Origin of the sequence: Anabaena sp. CCY 9910 (genome assembly GCF_963920875.1) — a bacterium.
GTDB lineage: Bacteria > Cyanobacteriota > Cyanobacteriia > Cyanobacteriales > Nostocaceae > Trichormus > Trichormus variabilis.
On the sequence record NZ_CAWUDJ010000013.1, the window covers coordinates 68,922 to 90,866 of the forward strand.

Here is a 21,945-nt window from a genome sequence, read left to right on the forward strand (position 1 = left end):
TTATTTGATTTGCAAAAACTTATCTAAGGCTGACACCATACTAGGCGGCCAGCGACGGATATTTTTTACCCAGTTCATATCTTTATATCGGGTATCTAAACCATAAGCCGCAACCCAGTTGCTTTCAGCTTCACCTTGTTGTCCGTTTACCCAGTAAATAGCTGTTAGGGCGGCGCGGACATCTGCGAAGTTGGGGTATTTACGAACAATATTACGCATCTCCCGGATTGCCTCATCTTTTTGCCCAGTTTCATAAAGGGCAATGGCGTAGTTAGCACGGGCGAAGGCAAAGTTGGGAGCAATTTCAAAGGATTTTTGGTAATCGGCGATCGCTTCCGACCATTGCCCTAAACCTGCTTTAGCATTACCCCGATTGTTATAGGCCATTGCATCGTTAGGGTCGAGGTCTAGGACATGATTATAATCGGCGATCGCTTCAGACCATTTCCCTAAGCCTTCTAATGCTGTACCCCGATTTAAATACGGGTCGGTAACATTCGGGGCTAATTCTATAGCTTTGTTGAAATCTGTCAGCGCTGCTTGTAACTTATTCTGACTCACCCGCGAATTGCCGCGATTACTCCAAGCCCCAGCATTAGTAGGGAAATTATCAATAATTTTTGTCCAATACTTTTCTGCGGTGACAAAATCACCTTTATTTGTGGCCTTAAATGCCTGATTTTTCCATTCCTCCCCTTGTGCTATTTGTTCCTGAGTAATCGATGGTTGCGGAGATTGTGCCATGACTGGTGTACCCCAGCCAAACAAAACTAATAAGCTGAGAACAACACTAATTAACTTAATTATCATCTGGGTTGAGTTGGGGCTATGGGATTGGGGATTGGGGACTGGGGACTGGGGATTGGGGATTGGGTAGTGTAAAACGATTGACCAATTACCGATTACCCATTACCCATTACCAATCATTAAAGTAAAGATAGCTGCTCATTTGGTGGTGTGAAGCCCATGTGTTTATAGGCGGCTTTGGTGGCTGTGCGACCACGGGGAGTCCGACTGAGATAGCCAATTTGCATCAGGTAAGGTTCGTATACTTCTTCTATTGTTTGGGTATCTTCTCCGGTAGCTGCGGCAATTGTTTCTAAACCTACGGGGCCACCGTTAAACTGCTCGATAATCACACTGAGCATTCGACGGTCTGTCCAATCGAGTCCGCATGGGTCTACTTGAAATAGCTGTAGTGCTTCGGCAGCAATATTTTGGCTAACTTCTGTGCAGGATTTTACCTGTGCATAATCGCGGACACGTTTAAGTAAGCGATTGGCGATACGTGGTGTTCCCCGTGAACGACGGGCGATTTCTGTGGCTCCGTCGTCGGTAACTTGGGTTTGGAGTAACTGAGCGCTCCGCAGGACTATTTGGCTGAGTTCGTCAACTTCGTAAAAGCGCAGTTTTTGAATTAAGCCGAAGCGATCGCGCAATGGTGAAGTTAATGCACCTACGCGGGTTGTTGCCCCCACTAAGGTAAACTTGGACAAAGGTATACTCCGAATCCGGGCGCTGGAACCTTTACCCACGGTGATATCTAAGCGGTAATCTTCCATTGCCGGATAGAGGATTTCTTCGGTCATCCGCGAAAGTCGATGGATTTCATCAATAAATAAAATATCACCGGGTTTGAGGTTCACTAGTAGCCCGACAATATCTCTGGGACGTTCTAAGGCGGGCGCACTAGTGATTTTGTAATTGACTCCCATTTCCGAAGCTAATATCATTGCCATTGTTGTTTTACCCAATCCTGGCGGGCCATACAGTAGCAAGTGATCCAAAACTTCACCCCGCGACTTGGCTGCTTTGATGGCAATGTCCAGCACGTCTTTCAGGTCTTTCTGCCCAATGTAGTCGGCAAATCTTTGTGGTCTGATACTTTCTTCTTGCTTACCTTGCTCATCAATAGCAGCTTCAGGTTGCAAAACCTTCTCTTTAGGTATGGGTGCTGCTGACTCCGGGCGCTTGTTTGGTTGTCCGTTGGGTTCTGGGGGCTGTTTTTTTGAGGAGATGATCGCCATAATTCAGCTTGCAACTCTAAGTTTAGGACTGTTTGCGTTAATTCTTCGCCGTAATACTGGTAGTAGAAATGGTGGCGAAGATTTTGGTGAGAAAATACACAGGTCAATTTAAAATTTAAATTCCGGACAATTACCCAGGAGTAAAAAATTATTATGTTATCTAAAAGAATCTTACCTTGTTTAGATGTGAAGGCGGGACGGGTAGTTAAAGGAGTTAACTTTGTTGATCTCAAGGATGCTGGCGATCCGGTAGAACTGGCAAAGGTTTACAACGATGCTGGGGCTGATGAGTTAGTGTTTCTGGATATTACGGCTACTCATGAAGACCGGGATACTATCATTGACGTTGTTTACCGGACTGCCGAGCAGGTCTTTATTCCCCTGACTGTAGGTGGTGGTATTCAATCCTTAGAAAATGTTAAAGCTTTGTTACGCGCTGGGGCAGACAAGGTTAGTATTAACTCTGCGGCGGTACGTGACCCAGAATTGATTGATCGGGCGAGCGATCGCTTTGGTAATCAGTGCATCGTTGTAGCGATTGATGCTAGACGTAGAGTAGATCCCAGTAATCCCGGCTGGGATGTTTACGTGCGTGGTGGTAGAGAAAACACTGGTTTGGATGCCTTATCATGGGCGAAAGAAGTTGAAAAGCGCGGTGCAGGTGAACTCTTGGTAACGAGTATGGATGCTGATGGTACTCAAGCTGGTTACGATCTAGAGTTAACACGGGCAATTGCTGAGTCTGTAGAAATACCAGTTATTGCTTCTGGTGGTGCGGGTAACTGTGAACATATATACACTGCTTTAACTGAAGGGAAAGCGGAAGCTGCTTTATTGGCATCTCTGCTACATTACGGTCAACTCAGCGTGGCTGAAATTAAGAATTATTTGCGTGATTGCCAAGTTCCAGTCCGCTTATACGCATAGTTCTAAAGACATCATGGAATTTACATTACGTCTAGCACAAGTCGGGTACAGTTCTCGAAAAGGATGTTAAGATTGATTTACAAGTATTAATAAATATTAAAAAATATGTTGATTCCTATTTTATTATTTGATGTAGCCTTGGTGGCATGGTCGCTGCACCTAATGGAGAAGGCTGTGGAGAATAAGGAATTCTCTCTTATGTTGGCAGGGACATTAGTGGCGCTGGCTGCTGCGGCTATGTTAGTAGTCTACTTTCTCATGGGGCATTGTATGAGCTATCTGTTACAAGTTAAGTAATCAGTAACCAAGAGCAAGTATAATGAAATCCTATTTATAATATTGGTTAAACTTGAGGAACTTGTGAGGATTGAGGGACTGACAAATAAAATCTAACTAATCACTGCCTCAGCACAATAGTAGGAAGCTTTTATCATTCCTAACCTCCACAAACATTATTGGTGCAATGGTAATTTAATAGTGAAAGTAGTTCCTTGTCCCTCACCCAGGCTATTCACATGAATCGCCCCGTCGTGTAATTCTATGAGATAACGGGCGATCGCTAACCCTAAACCCAAACCGTGTTGTTTATGTTGACAGTCCGCTTGACGGTAGCGCTCAAAAACGTAGGGTAAAAATTCTGGCTTAATCCCAATACCTGTATCAATCACTGTGATGTGAGCTTCAGAGTCTGTGTATGATAGTTGGACTGTGATCTGTCCCTCTGGAGGTGTGAATTTAATCGCATTTGAAAGCAGATTGCCTAAAACTTGTAACAAGCGATTGATATCACCAGGAATCAGTGGAATTGATTCATCTATCACCGACTTTAAATGAATATTTTTAGCTTTGGCTGAGGGATAAGCAGTCTCAATTGCTACGCCGATAATAGCAGGTAACTCCACTAGGCAAAACTCCAACTGTAACTTACCCCTGAGGATACGAGACATATCCAGTAAGTCCTCCAAAAGTTTTGACTGTGATTGCGCGTTGCGTTCAATGGTTTCTAAGGCACGGGTAAATGTGCTTTCATCAAGCTGACGAGTTCGTAACAATTGTGACCAGCCGAGAATTGCATTCAATGGCGATCGCAAATCATGAGATACCATCGCCACAAACTCGTCTTTCGTTTGATTGGCGGCTTCTGCTTCCGCACGGGCTAATTTTTCTAATTGCAATAGTTGGTTGCGTTCTGCTTCCGCAAGTTTGCGATCGCTAATATCGGTTGCACTACCGACTACTCGCACCGGCTGGCCATTTTCATCCCTGGTGATTAACCCTTGGTCTAATACGTATAAATACTGATTATTTTTGTGTCGGATGCGATATTCAAAAGTATAATGAGTTTGATTAACAGGTGGATTTTGGAATTGCTCAACCAAAAAGTCCTGGTCGTCAGGATGAATTTGCTCTTGCCACCATTCAATAGTTGGGGTGGCTTCCTCCACAGAGTAGCCTAAAATCCGTGTCAATCCCTCCGTCCTAGTGACCGTACCTTTTTTTATATCCCATTCATAAATGAGAGAATTCACGGCGGCGGCTGCTAGTCGGAAACGTTCATTGCTAGAGCGTAGTTCTTCTTCAGCTTGCTTACGAGCGGTGATATCAAAGGCTGTACCGACTATTTGGCGTGGTGAACCATCACTGTTTCTCATGAACACAGAATTACGACTATAAAACCAACACCATCCACCATCAGCGTGTCGCATCCTATACTCATGTTCGATGATGTCTCCGTCTTTGGCTGAGTCAAACTGCTGAAATACTTGCGGAAGCTGAACTAAATCCTCAGGGTGCATGAATGTAATGAGAAATTCTTTTCCCAAATTTTGAATTGTTTGGGGAGTATGACCTAATAAATTAGCAACCTTACCATTGATATAAACATTCCGCTTTTCGACTAAATCGTGAACGTACAAAATCCCCGGAGTGGTTTCTGCAATGCGTTCAATAAATTTTTGGCTGTCGTGTAATTGTTCCTGACTCCGGGAAAGTTCTTGGCGTAATCGCGTTTGGATAATTGCAGAGTGAAGAGTGGAACGCAAACGTTCTGCTGTCGTTTGTTCTTTCACTAAATAGTCATGAACACCACTTTTCATTGCTTGTACGGCGATCGCTTCATTACCGTAACCCGTTAACATGACTATAGCTGGCATACTTCCTTGCAGCAGCTTTTGTAATTCAGCCAGAAGTTCTAGTCCATCTTGGTCTGGCAGTAAAAAGTCTAATAAAATTACATCAGGTTGCAACTGCCGACATAATTCCAGTGCCTGCTCTCCTGATTCTTGTTCCAGAATTGTATAGTGATGCTCTTGGTCTTGCTGGAGATAGCGGCGATAAACTTGGCGATCTTCAGCACAATCATCAATAATTAAAACGGTTAGCGGTTGTGCCATGACTAATTGCTAACAGCATCAGGAAGAATCACAATATCTAACCAATAAGTTAAAAAGCTTTGAATAGTTTTAACTAAACGGTTAATGTCTATAGGCTTAAGGATATAACTAGCGGCGCAATATTGGTAACATATTTCAATATCTTTAGGATTACAAGAAGTTGTGAGGACAATCACAGGAATATGTTTGAGATTATGATCCTGTTTAATTTGCGCTAATATTTCTCGCCCATCAGTTCCCGGTAAATTTAAATCAAGCAAAATAATCGAGGGACAAGGAGCCGTTGCTGGGTCGAGATAAGCTCCTGTATGGTAGAGAAAATCTAAAGCATCTTCACCATCAGTGCAACGAAAAACAGGATTTAAGACAACTTCTCGTTGTATGACTCGCTGCAAAGCCTCAAAATCTTCGTCGCTATCTTCAATTACTAATAAAGGTTGGGTGTTGCTACCAATCATCTGGGGAGTGCTTAAAAGTTCTCTAAATTTTGAATTTTATTGGCGCAGCCTAGTTGTAGGCTATTTGAAATTGGTTATGTTTCTACACACCTTGCAGTGTGAAATAGAAGGTACTACCTTCGCCGTAGGTTGACTCCACCCAAATTTTACCGCCATGTCGTTCGACAATTTTTTTGGCTATGGTCAGGCCTGCACCTGTACCACCACCATATTTGTTGGGGCTGTGTAGTCGTTTGAAGATACGGAAAATGGCTTCAAAGTGTTTTTCTCGAATACCAATGCCATTATCTCGCACGTAAAATGTGGGTGGTAGAGGTTGGTTGTCAATGTAGCCAATTTCAATCCATTTGTTGGCTTTGTCGTTGTATTTGATGGAGTTGGCAATGAGATTACTGAAGACTTCGCCGATTTGTATGCGATCGCAGTACACTACAGGCAGTAATTGTACAATCCTAATTTCCACCCCAGTCTCCTCAATTCGCCCACTTAACATATCTAGAATGCGATGCACAATTTCATTGAGGTCGGTGTCCTGCATGGATAAATCAACCCGTCCCAAACGGGAAAAATGCAGCAGCGAATCGATTAAATCTTCCATCCGTTGGGTGAGACGAATCAGGGTAAGTAACTTTTCCTTTCCTTGTGCATCGATAATTTCGCCATAATCTTCCATTAAAAAGTTGGAATAATTATGAATTCCCCGCAATGGTTCTTTCAAGTCGTGAGAAGCGATATAAGCGAAAGCATCTAGTTCCTGATTGCTGCGTTTCAGTTCAATATTTAGCTGTGCTAGTTCATCTGCTTTTTGCAACACTATACCAATAATTGCACTTCTTAACTCTAGTGCTGCATTCACTTCATAAGATTTCCACGGATGTGATTTTAAAAGTACTGTTTCTTTCCATAATTCAAAAGACTTACGAGGTGATAAGCGTATTCCACCATTGGCTATAACTTCTACAGGTTTATGAGGATTTCCTCCCCAATCTACAGTTCTTACCACCTCTGGACGAAACCATAAAACATAGTTTTTCTGACTTCTAGAAATAGAAAGTGCTATCAAGCCGCTAGCCACTTCCCGCGACTTTTCTGCATCTGGGTAAACTGTTGCGAGTGAATCTGTGGCAAAAATCTCCTCATGTATATTTTGGCTCATCCATTCCACAAGAACTTGAATATCTGGGATTGGCGGAACTTGGCCGACTGTACGAAAATTACCGTTAAAACAAACTGCTGCTCCTTGTGCGTTTACCAGGTCAAGTATATTCGGCTGATGGTCAATTAAGGCATTAATAAAGTCATTTTCCGCCGACATATATTGTACTAATTTGCTATGCACAGACTTCACTTGAATTTTATCTGCTGTATCTTCACTATCTTCCTTAGCACTCATTTCTACAGAAGTCATTTGTCCTAAAAATTCACAGGCACTCCGTATTTCATAGGGTATGTATTTTGGTGATTGATGATGGCAAGCAATGAGTCCCCATAATTTCTGATTTTTCATGATTGAAATCGACATAGAAGCTGTCACGCCCATATTCTGCATATATTCAATGTGTATTGGGGAAACACTACGAAGAACTGAGCGACTTAAATCTAAAGGCTGGTTATTGAGCGGATGATTAGTAGGAACAATTGGTACTGGTTGATATTTAGCATCTGGGATTAGCCTCAGCCAGTTTTGGCTATAGAGTTTTCTAGCTTGTTGGGGAATATCAGATGCTGGATAATGTAAACCTAAATAAGATGTAAGATATTCTGGTCTTACTTCGGCAATAACTTTACCATTCCACTGTTCATCAAAGCGATAAACCATCACTCTGTCAAAGCCAGTAATCTTTTGGACTTCTTGAGCTAATATCTGGCTGGTTTCTGTTGTTGTTGCCGCACCTTGGAGTTTTAGCATCGCTAGCTTTACAAGGTGATAAAATCGGAAAAATGAATAATTTTTGTCTGATAAATTAGCTTCCAATTCTAAAATCAACAAACCATTAGAACGATGGACAATAACATCGAAATTAATGCTTTGGTTGTGGAATTTTATAATAAATTCTAGGGGATTGATTATTTGTAAATCTTCTTGCGTCAAACAATCCTGTAATAAGTTAATTTGTTCTGCTTCTAGTAAACAACTTAAATGTTGATTGAGTAACTGTTCAGGATGTCTTCCTAAGAGATTGAATGTATTATTACTAACTTGCAGAATCGTTAAGTCTACTTCTTGTAATGCTAAAAGTACTCCATGAGGTTGAATTAACCCAGGAATATGAATTGGCTCTTTGTTACAGTTACTGAGGTCTACATGAAAGGGAATAGTGATATCGTTGATGTTCACTTCTCAATCCTTAAGATTACAATCAGTACCAAGACTGATTTTTGATGTAACAATTCTCTTGAAGCATCAAACAATACTGAAGTCTTGTTCATCAAAAATACTTGACTGTCTCAGCATAACAATTCGTGCAGATATGAGTAATCATCTCTTTACTCATTATCTTTACTTACATACATGAGTAGGCTTATATTCAATTCAAAATGCTAAATATAGGAGTAAGACTTTGTTTGTGGAAGTATAAATAAAGATGTAGTTGTATTAAATCAAATAAAGCGATCGCCATCCTATTTGATTTTTTCGTAGCTAGGTGCGATGACAACAGCCTTTTTTCCCTATTCTCTATTTCGATCCAGTTTCAAAACTGATTTGCTCAGACTCATAGGCTGGTGGTTCGACGTGAATGATAATCCTGACTGGACTGAAGCGTTCTTCTAGCCGTCTTTCAACCTCTTCGGTAATGCGATGAGCAGTTTCCACATCTGGCGCATCGACTATTAAGTGCATTTCCATGAAGACTTGACGACCAAGGACACCCCGTGAGGCGATATCGTGACAATTAATTACCCCAGGTACAGCAACAGCGATCGCGTGTATGGCTTCTGGTGCGATCGCCATTTGATCTACCAACCAAGGTAAATTCTCTTTTAAAACTGACCAACCACTCCAAAATACCAACAACGCTACCGGAAAAGCTAACACTATATCTAGCCATTGATACCCAAGCCAAACCCCAATCAAACCAAATATTACCGAGATTGTTACCCACACATCACTCATAGTATGGGTCGCATCAGCAATTAAGATTTGACTACCTACCCGCTTACCCTCATTACGTTCATAGAACGCCACAAAAATATTTACTCCCAAAACAATCAGCAACAACCACAACTCAGGCGGCGAAATTCTTACAGGTGCGCCACCCTTGAGAATGCGCTCAATCGCACCTTGGAGAATTTCAAAGCAGGCTATTCCTAAAAATGCGGCGATTCCCAAAGCACCTACAGCTTCAAATTTGTGGTGTCCGTAAGGATGTTCGCGATCGGGATATGGAGAAGAAAAGTTACTAGCAAATAATCCCAGAATATTGTTGGCGCTATCTGTGACACTATGCAACGCATCGGCTAACAAGCTGAGAGAACCAGTTAAATACCCTACAACTGCTTTTAACCCCATCACAAACAAATTTAGCAGTAGGGTAATCAGTAAAACTTTGCGTACTGCCGCACGGTTATCGTAAGCCATAGATATTTTTAAACACCCAGTTCTATGACTTATAAGTTTACTTCTAATGTAGATATTTAAACATCAATCAAATGTATCAAAGTCTTACACCGTATGAGTTATATATCTCTATTACCGTTAATTTAATATCTATTTTATTGAGATTAATTATAATTTAAAATCGTTATAACATAGGTAGAGAGTAGTAATTGCTTGAAAAAATACAGCATATTTTTATCATTAAGAGCGAACAGTCAACCCTCCGAGTGATGCTCCTAATGTCCCTACCACTACGCTAACGGCATTCCGCCTACGACGCAAAGCGTCTTCCCTACCGGACATTGAACGCGCAGCGTCTGTCTTGGCTACGCAACGCTACCGCGAAGGTAGAGAAGAATACTACTGCCTCACAGTCAACAGTCCTTCCTCATCTCCCTCACTCTCCGTTTTTCTGGGAAAATGGACAAAAAAAATGCCAAATTGGCTGAATTAATCGTAGGAAAATTGTATTCTGTAGTTTAGGTAACTGTTTTGCGATAAATTTTTTGTCTGTGAAAATAGTATCTGGGGTTAAGAAATGGTAATAAGTCTTCAATCTTCCAACGGCAAAATTCAACAATGGGATCATCAAAGTGATGCTCTTGATCACTTAATTACTATCTTCAGCATTCCAGAACAGACAAAATTACACACCATCGAGTCAGCAAAACTTTTCTTGGGCAATTGCTAACTATTTTGACGATTACTAGGCCTGATCGTTATCACAAGCATCTTTTGATTAAAAAATCATGGTAAGTGCTTCTAAACTCTTATAGTTGAAAAATTTTACTTAACTCAACTACTGGGTTTAAAAAGCAAGATGGATGGAGCTAAGAAGGCTATCTTAATCGCAAATGAACTGACCGACAGCAAAGTTTTCATTCAATTCAGCTTCCATGAAAATACCATATCCAAAATGTACGGTGCATCAATGTGATAGCACCTAAATATGCTCAGAAATTATTCATACTGACGCACCCTATCAAACCATCAATTTCGGATAGTTTATTTTTTCTGTTCCCTAAACAGCTAAACACTGATGTAATCAGTCTATAACTTTCATATTTAGATAAATATCTCCAACACATTATGAGCTACCACATAAATTCTTCCCAAAATCGGTTTCACAAAATAATTACTACTGAACAGTTGAATCAAGTCATTGAAGCTATTACTGATGGAAGATATTCTTGGGCTTGTGTTTTAATTTTACGTTTTGTTGGGTACAATCCTCTCCACTTTATTCCCCAACGGACTTATAGCCGTCTTATGAAGGACAATAGACAAGTTGCCAATATACCTGTTTCATTAAATAACGGAAAATCCATAAGTACCAATTCCTCCGTAACTAACTCTAGCGTAGTTAATAAAGTTTCCTCTCAGGGTTTAAAGCAGTCGAATGCTTCTGATTACTTAACCACTTCCGAACCAGATAAGGTGAAAAATATCCCAGGGTACTTAGAAACAAAAATAGCTGTAATGTATAGCAGGAATAAATAGAAAGCAGGACTCACCCAGGTTCTCTGTTGTTTGGGTGTAAGGGGGTCAGCCGAACTGGTATAGGGGTATAAATGTTTAAAACCTTTACACCCCTCTTTTATCTCCTCTGTGTGGTAAATACAAACCACATGACAACAACCATCAAACCCAAATATGCTGATACAGTCAACCATTCTTGCCAGCTACCAGATAAATAATTCATCAGTAAAAACGCGGTAAATTACAACAAAATCTCTGCTTATCACCATCTTACGCCCTCAAACTATCAGTATATTCCTCGTTGAAACCACAAAAAATTTCTGCTATTTTTCCGGAATTGCTAAAAATGCCGTGGTATTACCTATCAGTACAGCGAATTATACAGAACTTCTATATCAAAACCTTTGGGGAATATATCCCCACTGCATTTACAAAAGCCCGGACATAACCACCGGGCTTTTGTCTGTGATATCCCCCTGTGGTAGCAAACAGCATACTAATATTTTTGAGTAGATTAAAAATAGGCTATCTCTAGGACAGTTATGACTTTTGGAAGAACTGAAGACTTGGTGTTAGTGGTTGGTGCGACTGGTGGAGTAGGACAAATCGTAGTTGGTAAGCTATTGGAGAAGGGTGCAAAGGTTCGCATCCTCACACGGAACGCCGAAAAAGCTAAAAAGTTGTTCAATGAAAAAGTTGAGGTTTTTGTGGGCGACATCCGCAAAGCCAATACACTTCCAGCAGCAGTTGATAATGTCACCCACATTATATGTTGTACTGGAACTACAGCCTTTCCCTCTGCTAGATGGGAGTTTGATCCAGAACCCAACTTTTTTGAATGGGGTAAAATTCTTCTAGATTCTGACTATAGAGAAGCAACAGCAAAAAACACTCCCACAAAAGTTGATGCAGAGGGTGTGAGTAACTTAGTCGCCGCCGCACCTAAAAATTTGAGTAGGTTTGTCTTTGTATCTTCCGTGGGGATTCTCCGTAAGGATCAGCCGCCTTTTAATATTTTGAATGCTTTCGGTGTGCTGGATGCCAAAAAAAAGGGAGAGGAAGCGATTATTCATTCCGGGCTACCTTACACCATCATTCGCCCAGGACGCTTGATTGATGGCCCCTATACTTCCTATGACCTGAATACACTCTTGAAAGCAACCACAGGCGGTAAGCTAAATGTAGTCATTGGCAAAGGTGACACTTTAGCAGGGGATGCTAGTAGAATTGATGTCGCCGCAGCTTGTGTGGAATCTATTTTTTATTCAGCTAGTGAAAGACAAGTTTTTGAACTGGTCAATAAGGGAACAAGACCACCTACTATTGATTGGGAAAGACTTTTTTCACAATTACCCACATAAAAAGCCGAATTAAGGATTAGTCTCGCCGCTAGCCGCAATACATCCTCCAGCTAGTAAAAAAGCTAAAATCAACCCAATTAGACCTGCAATTGGTGTAATTTGTTGGGGTTGGGGAAAAATTGCTCCAAATAAACTCATCGCTAAAGCAAACCCACCAAAATACATCCCAATTCCCAAACCTTCCCAAGGTTGAGACACTAGTCGTAAACAAAACGGAATTGTACCGTTGATAATGACACTAAATCCCACAATTAGGGTTAAGAAAAAAGGAATTGGGATATTGAAGCAAACCATAATTAGTAGTGACAAAGTAGTTAGGCCAATACCAATCAGCATGGCTTGACGATCGCCTATTTTCATAGTGAACCATGCCGCAGGTAAGCTGGCAACTGCGATCGCTAGTCCCACCCATACCATCAACCAATCATTATTGGTGATTTGCAGTTGGACTGGGAGAATTTTTCCCAAAATATCCATGACTAACCGCGAACCCCAGGCCACACCAAAACCGGTACCCAAAATTAAACTTAATTCTCTGTTGGGTAACTGTGTAATTTCTCTTGGTTCGGCTACGGGTGCATTAGGAGGGTTGACTAAGCGCAATGCAGCCGTTACCACCAGTAATACGAAAGAGGCGATCGCAAAAGCGAAAATTGGCCCTAAATTGAGGATAAATTTATTGGCAATTGGTCTGAATGCACCAATTATGCCTCCTGTCAAGACGACAACACTAAATGCTAAAGGTAACTCGGCAGGCATTGAGTATTTGGCTAATAAAGCGATCGCTGGACTGCGAAACACTGTCATAGACAAAGCCCAGGCTACTAATGCTATTGGTAAAAGCGATCGCCAGACAACGCCAGGAGGAACGAAAGTAACAATACAGGGGATCGCAATTAATAGTGTCGCTGAGAGAATCACCCCTGCGGAGATTAACAAAAATCGACTACCCACCCAACGCTGTGCTTGATCCGAAAGCCCACCCATGAGTGGTTCCATAATCACAGCCAAGGCATTTTCCACCACCAGCAAACCCACTGCCAAGGATGGGGGAAAACCAAACTGAACTAGAAGTTTGGGTACGTAGGCATTATATATGATCCAAGCCAGGGTGATTGCTCCCTGTAGTGCTGCCAATACCCAAACTTGTACCCATAAGATATGCGATTTTGATACATTCATAGAGAAATCAACAGAGGGGTGAATCTTGCATTATTCTTCCCCCTCTGAGTCTCCTTTTGAATTTTTATTATTTAATATTCATGATGTCCCATTAATTTTGTGAGGTTGTTAGGAATAATGAAACCAAAACACCTTTCATTGAACAGAAATCAAATCGGATTTTTGTAGAAGAATTTACGCTGTAAACCCCTAAAAAATATGCATTATTTGTTTTTTCAACTAAAATTCAAACAACTAAAAATATCTTCTACAGTTAATTGCCAATTCGTCAATACACTCATAACAGGTAAAATCTCTTTCCCTGCTTTGATTTCTGGCAATATATCGGGTTGAAAAACCATGATAGATTCATCATTAGGATCAAGAAACCAACCTAGCTTTGCACCATTTTGCATAGAAAACATTATTTTACGGATAACCCGATTAGGGGATTGTTCTGGAGAAAGAATTTCAATAATCCAATCGGGGGAAATTTCAAATTTATTAGCAATTCTGCCATTAGGACGTAAAGGAATACGTGACCATTCAAAGACAGCAATATCTGGAACTATAGAATTTCCCGAAAACGTGCAGCGTAACTCAGGAAATGCGTAAGCTAATTTTTGTGGTTTAGCAATCTCATTAATAGCTGTCACCAAACTACTTTGTAAGGTGCTATGTTCTCCTTGAGGCATCAATTTTTGGTTGATTTTACCGTCAATATATTCACTGGCGGGTTTAGTTTCTGGTAATTTCAGAAACTCCTCTAGTGTCTTGTTGGCAAATACTGGAGTTGATAACGACATCAGCAATTACTCCTAAAACAATCCCAGCAAACAAATATTGACTATTATTCAAATTATGCAATGTTAGATTACAGAAAAGGGGAAATTCAAAGTTGTGAATTTCCCCCGCTTGTTCTCTACATTACAATTATTAGTCTTAATATTCAGGAACTGATGGGTCTACTTCCCGACTCCAAGCGGTGATTCCGCCTTTGACGTTTGTTCCCACAATCCCCGATTCTTTGAGGATGGCTAAGGCTTTCGCCGATCGCCCACCCATTTTACAATGAGCAATTAAGCGGTGTCCGTTGAGGGCTTCTTTGACTTTAGCCACACCGTTACCATTTTCAATGTCTGGTAAAGGTATTAATACAGAACCAGGAATTTTGGCGATTTCGTATTCGTTGGGGTTACGCACATCTAACAAAACAAAATCCTTCGCCCCACTATCTAGTAATTCCTTCAGTTGGGTAACAGTCATTTCTTGGATTTCTTGCATTTTTTGCGCCTCGGCTGCTTTGGCTTGAGGAATACCGCAGAATTGTTCGTAATCTATCAGCTTTTCAATGACTGGACGTATAGGATTAGGACGCAACTTCAACTCACGGAATTTCATATCTAAGGCGTTGTACAGCAATAATCTACCACTGAGGGTATTACCGTTACCTAAAACAATTTTCACTGTTTCTGTGGCTTGAATTACGCCGATAATCCCTGGCAAAATCCCTAATACTCCACCTTCTGCACAGGAGGGAACTAGTCCTGGTGGTGGTGGTTCTGGGTACAAGTCGCGGTAGTTCGGCCCGCCTTCGTAGTTAAAGACTGTGGCTTGTCCTTCAAAGCGGAAAATGGAACCGTAGACGTTGGGTTTGTTCAATAATACGCAAGCATCGTTGACTAGATATCTGGTGGGGAAGTTATCTGTACCATCCACCACAATATCGTAAGGTCTGATGATATCTAGGGCATTCTCGGAACTGAGACGAGTTTCGTAGAGGTCAACCTGACAATAGGGGTTAATCTCGTGTATGCGGTTCTTTGCAGATTCAATTTTGGGTTTACCTACCCAGGATGTACCGTGGATGACTTGGCGTTGCAAGTTGGAAGTATCAACCACATCGAAATCTACAATCCCGATGCGTCCAATACCTGCGGCGGCTAAATATAACAGTAGCGGTGAACCCAGTCCACCTGTACCGATACACAGTACACTGGCAGCTTTCAGCCGTTTTTGTCCTTCCACTCCCACCTCTGGCAAAATTAAGTGGCGGGAGTAGCGTTCGTAGTCGTCTTTAGTTAACTGGATGTCTTCCAGATTGGGATTAAGCATAGGAGTTTGAATGAGGAAGCGCGGACTACTGATTGTATCGAAAAATGATGTCGGTCTTTAGTCTTAAGTATTTAAGTTATGTTATCAATTATTTCTGATTGAAACTGATGATGATCATCAAGACTCCAGCTAAGGATGTCGCTGGCTATACCTTTTTGGACGGAAACTATTATATACGAGTATCCAGCCCAAGCATAGAGGAGGTCGCATTCTGAAGGTACGGCATGATGATCAGGGTGAGAGTGATAGATACCAATAATATTGAGTGACTTATCCCGCGCTTCTCTTTGTACCTGTAACATAACTTGAGGTGCGATCGCATATCTTCTTTTTAAACTGGAAGCTGGGGAAGTGATATTTGTCTGGTTTATTTCTTGGGTAAAGTTATCTGCTTCTGTCTCCCAAGCGTTAGCGGTAGGTATGACTTCCACTACAATTTTCACCTTATCGGCTACGTATCCCATAATCAACCCACAACACTCTTGAGGATAGACGCTTTCAGCATGACTAAGGATGGTTTGCTGATGTTGTGGTAAGAGTTTGATAGTTGGTTGATTCATCTTTCTACCTTGGTGGGTCTTTGTGCATGAGGGGACGTAAACCATTTAACCCGGCTGCAATGGCTGAACCATTATGAACTACCGTCGCCGCTAGGGGATGTATTCCTACGGTGGTTGCTAGTCCTAAAGCGGCTAAATTGGGAACGACGGCTAAACTGATATTTTGTTTAATTATTGCTTGGGTTTGACGAGCTATCGCTATTGCTTCGGCAAAACTAGTCAAGTTATCATCCATCAGGACAACATCGGCTGTTTCCCTAGCTACTTCGGAACCACTACCAAAGGAAATGGCGACATCGGCATAAGCGAGGGCGATGGAATCATTTAAACCATCCCCTGTAAAGGCGACAGTTTTACCTGAATTATGTAATTTCTGGATAATTTCGGCTTTTTGTGCGGGGAATGCTTCTGCATGGACTTGAGATAGGGGAAGATGCAGTTCCGCCGCAACAGCCATAGCCCTTTGCTGATTATCCCCTGTCAGTAGATGTATTTCCATACCGTATTGGGTTTGTAGTTTCTCAATCACGGCTGGACTTTCTGGGCGCAGGGGGTCGGTGTAATAGATTACGCCTTGGAACTCCTGATTTACTGCCACATACAGTAAAGAATCATGGGCAGAAATGCGACAATTGAGGTGCTTGGGACAATCTGCATGATTGCAACTATGTGGTTCATAAAGACAATCGAGGGGAATACCACACTGACGCAAAAAGCGATCGCTTCCTACTATAACTTGTTCACCGTCAATTTCGGCTCTTACACCCAAACCAATTTCGTACTCAAATTCTTGCCTGGGCAAAATTTCTACACCTTGTTTCTCGGCATAACGTACCACCGCTTCGGCGACTGGGTGGGTTAGGCGTTGTTCGGCGGCGGCGGCTAGGGCTATAAGTCTGTGGGTGGTGATTCTGTCGGCAATGATTTCCACTTCCACAACTTCGATATCACCTTTGGTTAATGTGCCTGTTTTATCAAAGACTAATGTATCTACCTGTGCCAATTTTTCCAAAGCGCGACCACTGCGGATGAGAACACCGTGTCTTGTGGCGTGGTGTAAGGCGGCGAGGAAAGTCGTTGGTAGGGAGACGCGGATACCTGTGACAAAATCAAGGGTGAGGATAGATGCAGCCCTGGCGGGGTTACGGGTGGCTGCCAATACCAGTCCGGCAAAAATTAGAGATGGTAATATGGCTTGGTCGGCAATGTCCGCCGCATAGTTACCCATGCGTGTATCGTGGACTGGTGCTTGTTGGACTAACTCAATACTTGCACCGGCGCGGGTAGCTGTACCCACACGTTCAGCTTGGATGTAAATTTCTCCTTCCCTAAGTAAGGTAGAGGCATAAACCGCTTCTCCCACCTGACGTAAAACTGGCATGGATTCACCAGTAAGTTTTTGTTGGTCAATTAAAGCTTTACCGCGTAATATTTGCCCATCTACGGGGATTTGTTCACCGGGATAGACTATTACCGTATCTTGAGGTTGCACCTCTGTAGCAAGGAGGCGTTTTTTCTGCCCATCTGGTTGTGCAACCCAAGCGTAATGCCCCAAAGAAGCCAATAAATCGGCAGCATGGTCTTCCGTAACTCTGGCGGTGCGATCGCGGATCATATCGCCAATTTCATGCAGTGTCATCACCAAAGCTGGTGTTAAAAGGTTGCCTTGGGCAGAAGTTAAGGCGATCGCGATAAAATCTAGACAATCTATATTTAATTTTCGTTTTTGGGTAATGCTAGCATAAGCACGTTTTGCTATAGGTAAAGCTGCAAGCCCTACTGTCGCTGCAATTATCGCCCTGGGGATGGGAAACCCCAAACCCAATAAAGCTAACATAGTTGCCAAAGCTGGCAATTTTAAATCAGCATCATCTGATTTTGTGACTTGCTGACTGTTGACTGTTGACTGTTGACTAAATTTAGCCTGATGCAGTAAACCTACCAGATAAGCTTGCATTAGCCTATTGTTGCTAGCAGATTGTTCATATCTAATAGCAACAGAAGCCGCCCAGGGATTAACCCGTACTTCCAATACGTGACAGTCAGATTCTAGTAATTCTTGCAGGCGTTGAGCATAATAGAGGTCATGGGCTACCAGGGGAACGCGAAATCTGATTCTGCCAGGAATTTTATGGACTACACTATAGTCAATTCCCGCGATGATATTTGATTTTAGAGCCACTTGCTTACTAATATCAGACTTGGTGGCGATCGTCATGATTTCCCCCTCATGATGGTGTAGCGACGTAATGAGTGGGATTTATCTTGGTAATGACTTCAATATCCCACGAAACAGTTATGCCATAGCAAGACTAGACCTACCATAGTTAAATCAAGTGCTTGCGAGGAATCTAACTGCGAACATAAGTATATTGAATACCCTTGAAAATTAATCTCTAATCAACGCAATTATTTTTAAAGATTAGCTTTAAGAGGATGTTTGAAAAGTCTTATGCTTGGTAGCAAAACATTTTATATCCCCTAAATCCCCCTTAAAAAGGGTGACTTTGATTCATTTTCCCCCCTTTTTAAGGGGGGTTAGGGGGATCAATGAGTGCTTAAAATCACAGCCAATCACTTTTCAAACAACCTCTAAAAACCGAAATCTTAATTTAGGTTAATAAAGTCACCTTGCCGCTAGCTAAATCATAACGACCACCAGCTATTTTGAGCTTACCTTCTTTGATTAAACCTCTCAAAATGGTCGAACTTTCTTCCAACTTTTCTGCCTGATATTGGACATTAGCAATAATAGAATTTTCCTCTAAATCGCCAGTTTTATTTCTGACCCTTTCTACAGCCGGCTTAATTTCTTCCACAAACACACCAATTCTCCCAGGAAGAGGGTCACCTTTCGTTGCGGCTATAACTGCACCACATCTTGCATGACCTACAACCACAATTAGTTGTGCGCCTAATACGGCTGTAGCAAATTCTAGGCTACCTATAGCAGTTTGGCTGGCAACATTACCAGCAACTCTGACAACGAATAAGTCTCCTAATCCTTGATCAAAAACAATTTCTGCCGGTACTCTCGAATCTGCACAGCCAAGTATAGCGGCAAATGGATATTGAGCAACGGCAGTTTCTTGTAAACGCAATCTTGACTGGTTAGGGTTGAGGCGTTTACCATCTACAAACCGCTTGTTTCCTTCTAGTAATCTAGCTAAAGCAGCTTGTGGATTAACTGGTTGTGGTTTCTCTGGATTAGTGGATGGTTGTTGAGCAACAGCAGGTTCTCCTTGCCAAAGTAAACTACCAACAGCACTAGCACCAATACCTACACCGCCGACACCTGCTAGTTTCAAAAAATTCCGTCGCCCAGCAAATCCATTAATTCGACTCATGATACACCTTATTTCAATTGGCAAAATTTCACTAAATTGCTGTTTGAATAACTCATGACTAAAGACCCTCAGACACTATCAAATTGATCGAGACAGCATCTTCAGGGCAATAAAAAAGTTACGAATTATTGCAACCTAGTGATATAAAGCTTTGTTATTCTTTGGAATATACCAAAATCAGGTCTAACAATTGAATAATCTTATGATTTGATAAAACTATCGTTATGCCAGACTTATATCTATGATTAGCGATCGCTGCTATACATACATATTTATGGACAAGAAATGATCAAAATATAAAATTATTAACTAAAAAGTGGAAATATTTTGGTATTGAAAGTTAGATAGTTCAATACCAAATACGGGGTGATGAATTAAGAAATTACTGAGACTATTCCGGTATCAATATCGTAAGCAGCACCAATAATTTGGACTGTACCTTTATTAATTAACTGTGCCAAAATAGTTGATTTTTGTTGCAGCTTTTCAGTTTGGTACTGGATGTTAGCAATCACAGCTGCTTTATTAACATCCTTGGCAATTGATGGTAATTTTGCCAAAGCCGGTCTAATACTCTCCGTCAAATAGCCAATTCTGCCTGGAAGCGGCTCATTTTTCACGCTGGCAGTTACAGCACCGCATTTTGTATGCCCTAAAACCAGAATCAACCGTGTATCGAGTACAGAAGTAGCATATTCCAAACTAGCGATCGCCATATCACTGGCAATATTACCAGCTACTCGCACCACGAATAAATCCCCCAGCCCTTGGTCAAAAACAATTTCCGCCGGGACTCTCGAATCTGCACAACCTAAAATAGCCGCAAAGGGATACTGTGCTTTGGCAATTGATTGTAAACGTTGCTGAGATTGACGAGGATACTTTGGTTTTCTGTTAACAAATCTTTGATTACCATCCAGTAAAAATTTTAAAGCTTGTTGTGGATTTACTGGATTCAGGTTAATTGATTTGATATCAGCAATAGCTGGTTCTTCTTTACCTACAGTCAAACTACCAGCACAAGCAGTAACCGCAACAACCAAACTCCCTGCGCCTGCTAACCCTAAGAAATTACGACGGCCAATAAATCCATTGATTCGACTCATTTCTTTACCTAACAACAGTTTGACTGTCATTAGAAAGATACCAAACTTAACAAAAGTGCAAGAGTACCTTTGCACACGCTTTAAGAGTTATTTAATTATTAGTTAATGAATTTTGAATTGGTATCATAGCTGTTCACGGTTGACAGTTCACGCTTAACTGTTAACTGTCAACTGTGAACAACCAACAATTGCCAGATTACATACTCCCCAGTTCAACTGTTCTTGACCCCAAACCATTTATCATACAGTGATTGATAAGTGCCATTTTCTTTGAGTTTCAGTAAGGCATTATTAATAGGTTTACGGTAGGGGCTATTATTAGGTAAAACAATACCGTAGTTTTCTTCGCGGAAGACACTGCCCACAACCTCTACTTTTCCCTGACCTTGATTAGCAGCATAGAACAGAAGTACAGGAGAGTCAAAAACAACAGCTTCAGCTTTTTTTGTTTCTAAAGCATCGTAAGCTTGCTCAATTTTGGGGACTTCTAAGACAGAAATTTTCTGCTGTTTTAAGTATGTTGCAGCTGTGCTGCCGGTTGTTGTTGCCACCACCCTGCCTGGTAGATCACTTACACTGTTGATATCTGCTTGTAACTGTTGCACAGTTAGCGAGGTGGTAGCAGCTGCTGTAAAGTAAGTGACAAATAGTACACCAATAAACATCCAAATAATAGCTAATATGCGACCGATGACTCCTTTGGGCATTTCGTCAGCTTGGGTTGCTAAGGTAGCAGCAGCCCACCAACAGGCTTTGAAAATCCCAGGAAAGTAGGATGAGGAAATCATACCTTCTTTTTGATGACGCTCAGATAACCAAATGACGTGTGCGGCTACGACAATAAGGAACAAAGCCAAGCCCAGCACTTGTAAGATCGTTGTCGAGAAAAATAGTGACAAAATATTAGGTGTGCCACTATTACTGAGTTTGGGATTACGTACCAAAATCTGTAATCCCCCACTAAACATGGGTAAGGAAAAGTCAAATTGTTGCTGACGTTCAGCTGTAATTGAGATGGCTGCAATCCCTGCATTGGCTTTACCATTCCGCACAGATGAGAGTAAATCAGCGACATTCGGATATTCTACGAATTTAGACTCTGCACCTATCTGGCTGGCAATACTGCGCCACAGGTCAATACTAAATCCTGATAGTTCGCCATTGTCATTAAATACGAAGGGGGGAATGGCTCTAGTAGCTACGACTAGGGATTTTTGATTGTCTGGTTCTTGGGACTGCACTGGATGAACAACCAGGAACAACAGTAAAATTCCGCATACCATTCCCAACCAGATATGGAGTTTCAGGAAACGTCTTATATTCCTAGCCGCGAGAAATTGAGAAAATCTTTGGGCGATCGCACTTATCATAAGTATTCTCTAAGATTTATATGCAATATCTATCATTCCCAAT

Annotated in this window: 19 protein-coding genes; 5 read left to right on the forward strand and 14 right to left on the reverse strand. The window is 41.6% G+C overall.

Annotated elements, in window-relative coordinates:
* Together ACM5QX_RS12370 and ruvB are read right to left on the reverse strand one after the other, a co-directional pair.
* Positions 1-807 carry a tetratricopeptide repeat protein gene (locus ACM5QX_RS12370; RefSeq protein WP_414753818.1) on the reverse strand — a complete coding sequence of 269 codons (807 nt, stop codon included), beginning with the start codon at positions 805-807 and terminating at the stop codon, positions 1-3.
* Between the two features lie 119 nt (positions 808-926).
* On the reverse strand, positions 927-2,027 hold the full coding sequence (ruvB, locus tag ACM5QX_RS12375) for a Holliday junction branch migration DNA helicase RuvB (protein ID WP_414753768.1): 1,101 nt from the start codon (positions 2,025-2,027) through the stop codon (positions 927-929).
* A 153-nt stretch (positions 2,028-2,180) separates the two neighbouring features.
* Here ruvB and hisF point away from each other — a divergent pair, with 153 nt between their 5' ends.
* Together hisF and ACM5QX_RS12385 are read left to right on the forward strand one after the other, a co-directional pair.
* Positions 2,181-2,954, forward strand: a complete 774-nt coding sequence (gene hisF, locus ACM5QX_RS12380) for an imidazole glycerol phosphate synthase subunit HisF (RefSeq protein WP_011317857.1) — start codon at positions 2,181-2,183, stop codon at positions 2,952-2,954.
* A 105-nt stretch (positions 2,955-3,059) separates the two neighbouring features.
* The gene (locus ACM5QX_RS12385; protein ID WP_011317856.1) at positions 3,060-3,251 is read left to right on the forward strand and encodes a hypothetical protein; all 192 of its coding nucleotides are present in this window, start codon (positions 3,060-3,062) and stop codon (positions 3,249-3,251) included.
* A 155-nt stretch (positions 3,252-3,406) separates the two neighbouring features.
* On the opposite strand, the gene ACM5QX_RS12390 is transcribed toward ACM5QX_RS12385, so the two are convergent.
* From ACM5QX_RS12390 to ACM5QX_RS12405, 4 genes are all read right to left on the reverse strand, one after another.
* A complete protein-coding gene (locus tag ACM5QX_RS12390; protein WP_414753769.1) occupies positions 3,407-5,347 on the reverse strand; it encodes a PAS domain-containing protein in 1,941 nt (646 codons plus the stop codon).
* A gap of 2 nt (positions 5,348-5,349) precedes the next feature.
* Complete coding sequence (locus tag ACM5QX_RS12395) at positions 5,350-5,805, reverse strand: response regulator (protein ID WP_414753770.1); 456 nt, start codon at positions 5,803-5,805, stop codon at positions 5,350-5,352.
* Between the two features lie 82 nt (positions 5,806-5,887).
* Positions 5,888-8,143, reverse strand: coding sequence for an ATP-binding protein (locus tag ACM5QX_RS12400; RefSeq protein WP_414753771.1), 2,256 nt, complete (start codon positions 8,141-8,143; stop codon positions 5,888-5,890).
* 339 nt (positions 8,144-8,482) lie between these two features.
* Positions 8,483-9,385: a cation diffusion facilitator family transporter gene (locus ACM5QX_RS12405; protein ID WP_414753772.1), complete on the reverse strand. Its 903-nt coding sequence runs from the start codon at positions 9,383-9,385 to the stop codon at positions 8,483-8,485.
* A 556-nt stretch (positions 9,386-9,941) separates the two neighbouring features.
* Between ACM5QX_RS12405 and ACM5QX_RS12410 the strand changes: the two genes are divergently transcribed.
* The 3 genes from ACM5QX_RS12410 to ACM5QX_RS12420 all read left to right on the forward strand — a co-directional run bounded on the left by ACM5QX_RS12410 (position 9,942) and on the right by ACM5QX_RS12420 (position 12,243).
* Positions 9,942-10,094: a hypothetical protein gene (locus tag ACM5QX_RS12410; protein WP_414753773.1), complete on the forward strand. Its 153-nt coding sequence runs from the start codon at positions 9,942-9,944 to the stop codon at positions 10,092-10,094.
* Positions 10,095-10,492: 398 nt separating this feature from the next.
* Positions 10,493-10,903 carry a HetP family heterocyst commitment protein gene (locus ACM5QX_RS12415; protein ID WP_414753774.1) on the forward strand — a complete coding sequence of 137 codons (411 nt, stop codon included), beginning with the start codon at positions 10,493-10,495 and terminating at the stop codon, positions 10,901-10,903.
* Positions 10,904-11,424: 521 nt separating this feature from the next.
* Entirely contained in the window at positions 11,425-12,243 is an 819-nt protein-coding gene (locus ACM5QX_RS12420) for an SDR family oxidoreductase (protein ID WP_414753775.1), read from the forward strand.
* A gap of 9 nt (positions 12,244-12,252) precedes the next feature.
* On the opposite strand, the gene ACM5QX_RS12425 is transcribed toward ACM5QX_RS12420, so the two are convergent.
* The 8 genes from ACM5QX_RS12425 to ACM5QX_RS12460 form a co-directional block, all read right to left on the reverse strand.
* Positions 12,253-13,425: an MFS transporter gene (locus tag ACM5QX_RS12425; protein WP_414753776.1), complete on the reverse strand. Its 1,173-nt coding sequence runs from the start codon at positions 13,423-13,425 to the stop codon at positions 12,253-12,255.
* A 215-nt stretch (positions 13,426-13,640) separates the two neighbouring features.
* Positions 13,641-14,210, reverse strand: coding sequence for a Uma2 family endonuclease (locus ACM5QX_RS12430; RefSeq protein ID WP_414753777.1), 570 nt, complete (start codon positions 14,208-14,210; stop codon positions 13,641-13,643).
* 136 nt (positions 14,211-14,346) lie between these two features.
* On the reverse strand, positions 14,347-15,519 hold the full coding sequence (gene moeB, locus ACM5QX_RS12435; protein ID WP_414753778.1) for a molybdopterin-synthase adenylyltransferase MoeB: 1,173 nt from the start codon (positions 15,517-15,519) through the stop codon (positions 14,347-14,349).
* Between the two features lie 71 nt (positions 15,520-15,590).
* A complete protein-coding gene (locus ACM5QX_RS12440) occupies positions 15,591-16,079 on the reverse strand; it encodes a Mov34/MPN/PAD-1 family protein (protein WP_414753779.1) in 489 nt (162 codons plus the stop codon).
* A gap of 4 nt (positions 16,080-16,083) precedes the next feature.
* Positions 16,084-18,297 carry a heavy metal translocating P-type ATPase gene (locus ACM5QX_RS12445; RefSeq protein ID WP_414753780.1) on the reverse strand — a complete coding sequence of 738 codons (2,214 nt, stop codon included), beginning with the start codon at positions 18,295-18,297 and terminating at the stop codon, positions 16,084-16,086.
* A gap of 394 nt (positions 18,298-18,691) precedes the next feature.
* Complete coding sequence (locus ACM5QX_RS12450) at positions 18,692-19,426, reverse strand: carbonic anhydrase (RefSeq protein WP_414753781.1); 735 nt, start codon at positions 19,424-19,426, stop codon at positions 18,692-18,694.
* A 374-nt stretch (positions 19,427-19,800) separates the two neighbouring features.
* Complete coding sequence (locus ACM5QX_RS12455; protein WP_414753819.1) at positions 19,801-20,532, reverse strand: carbonic anhydrase; 732 nt, start codon at positions 20,530-20,532, stop codon at positions 19,801-19,803.
* A 212-nt stretch (positions 20,533-20,744) separates the two neighbouring features.
* A complete protein-coding gene (locus tag ACM5QX_RS12460; protein ID WP_414753782.1) occupies positions 20,745-21,902 on the reverse strand; it encodes a transporter substrate-binding domain-containing protein in 1,158 nt (385 codons plus the stop codon).
* Positions 21,903-21,945 lie beyond the last annotated feature (43 nt).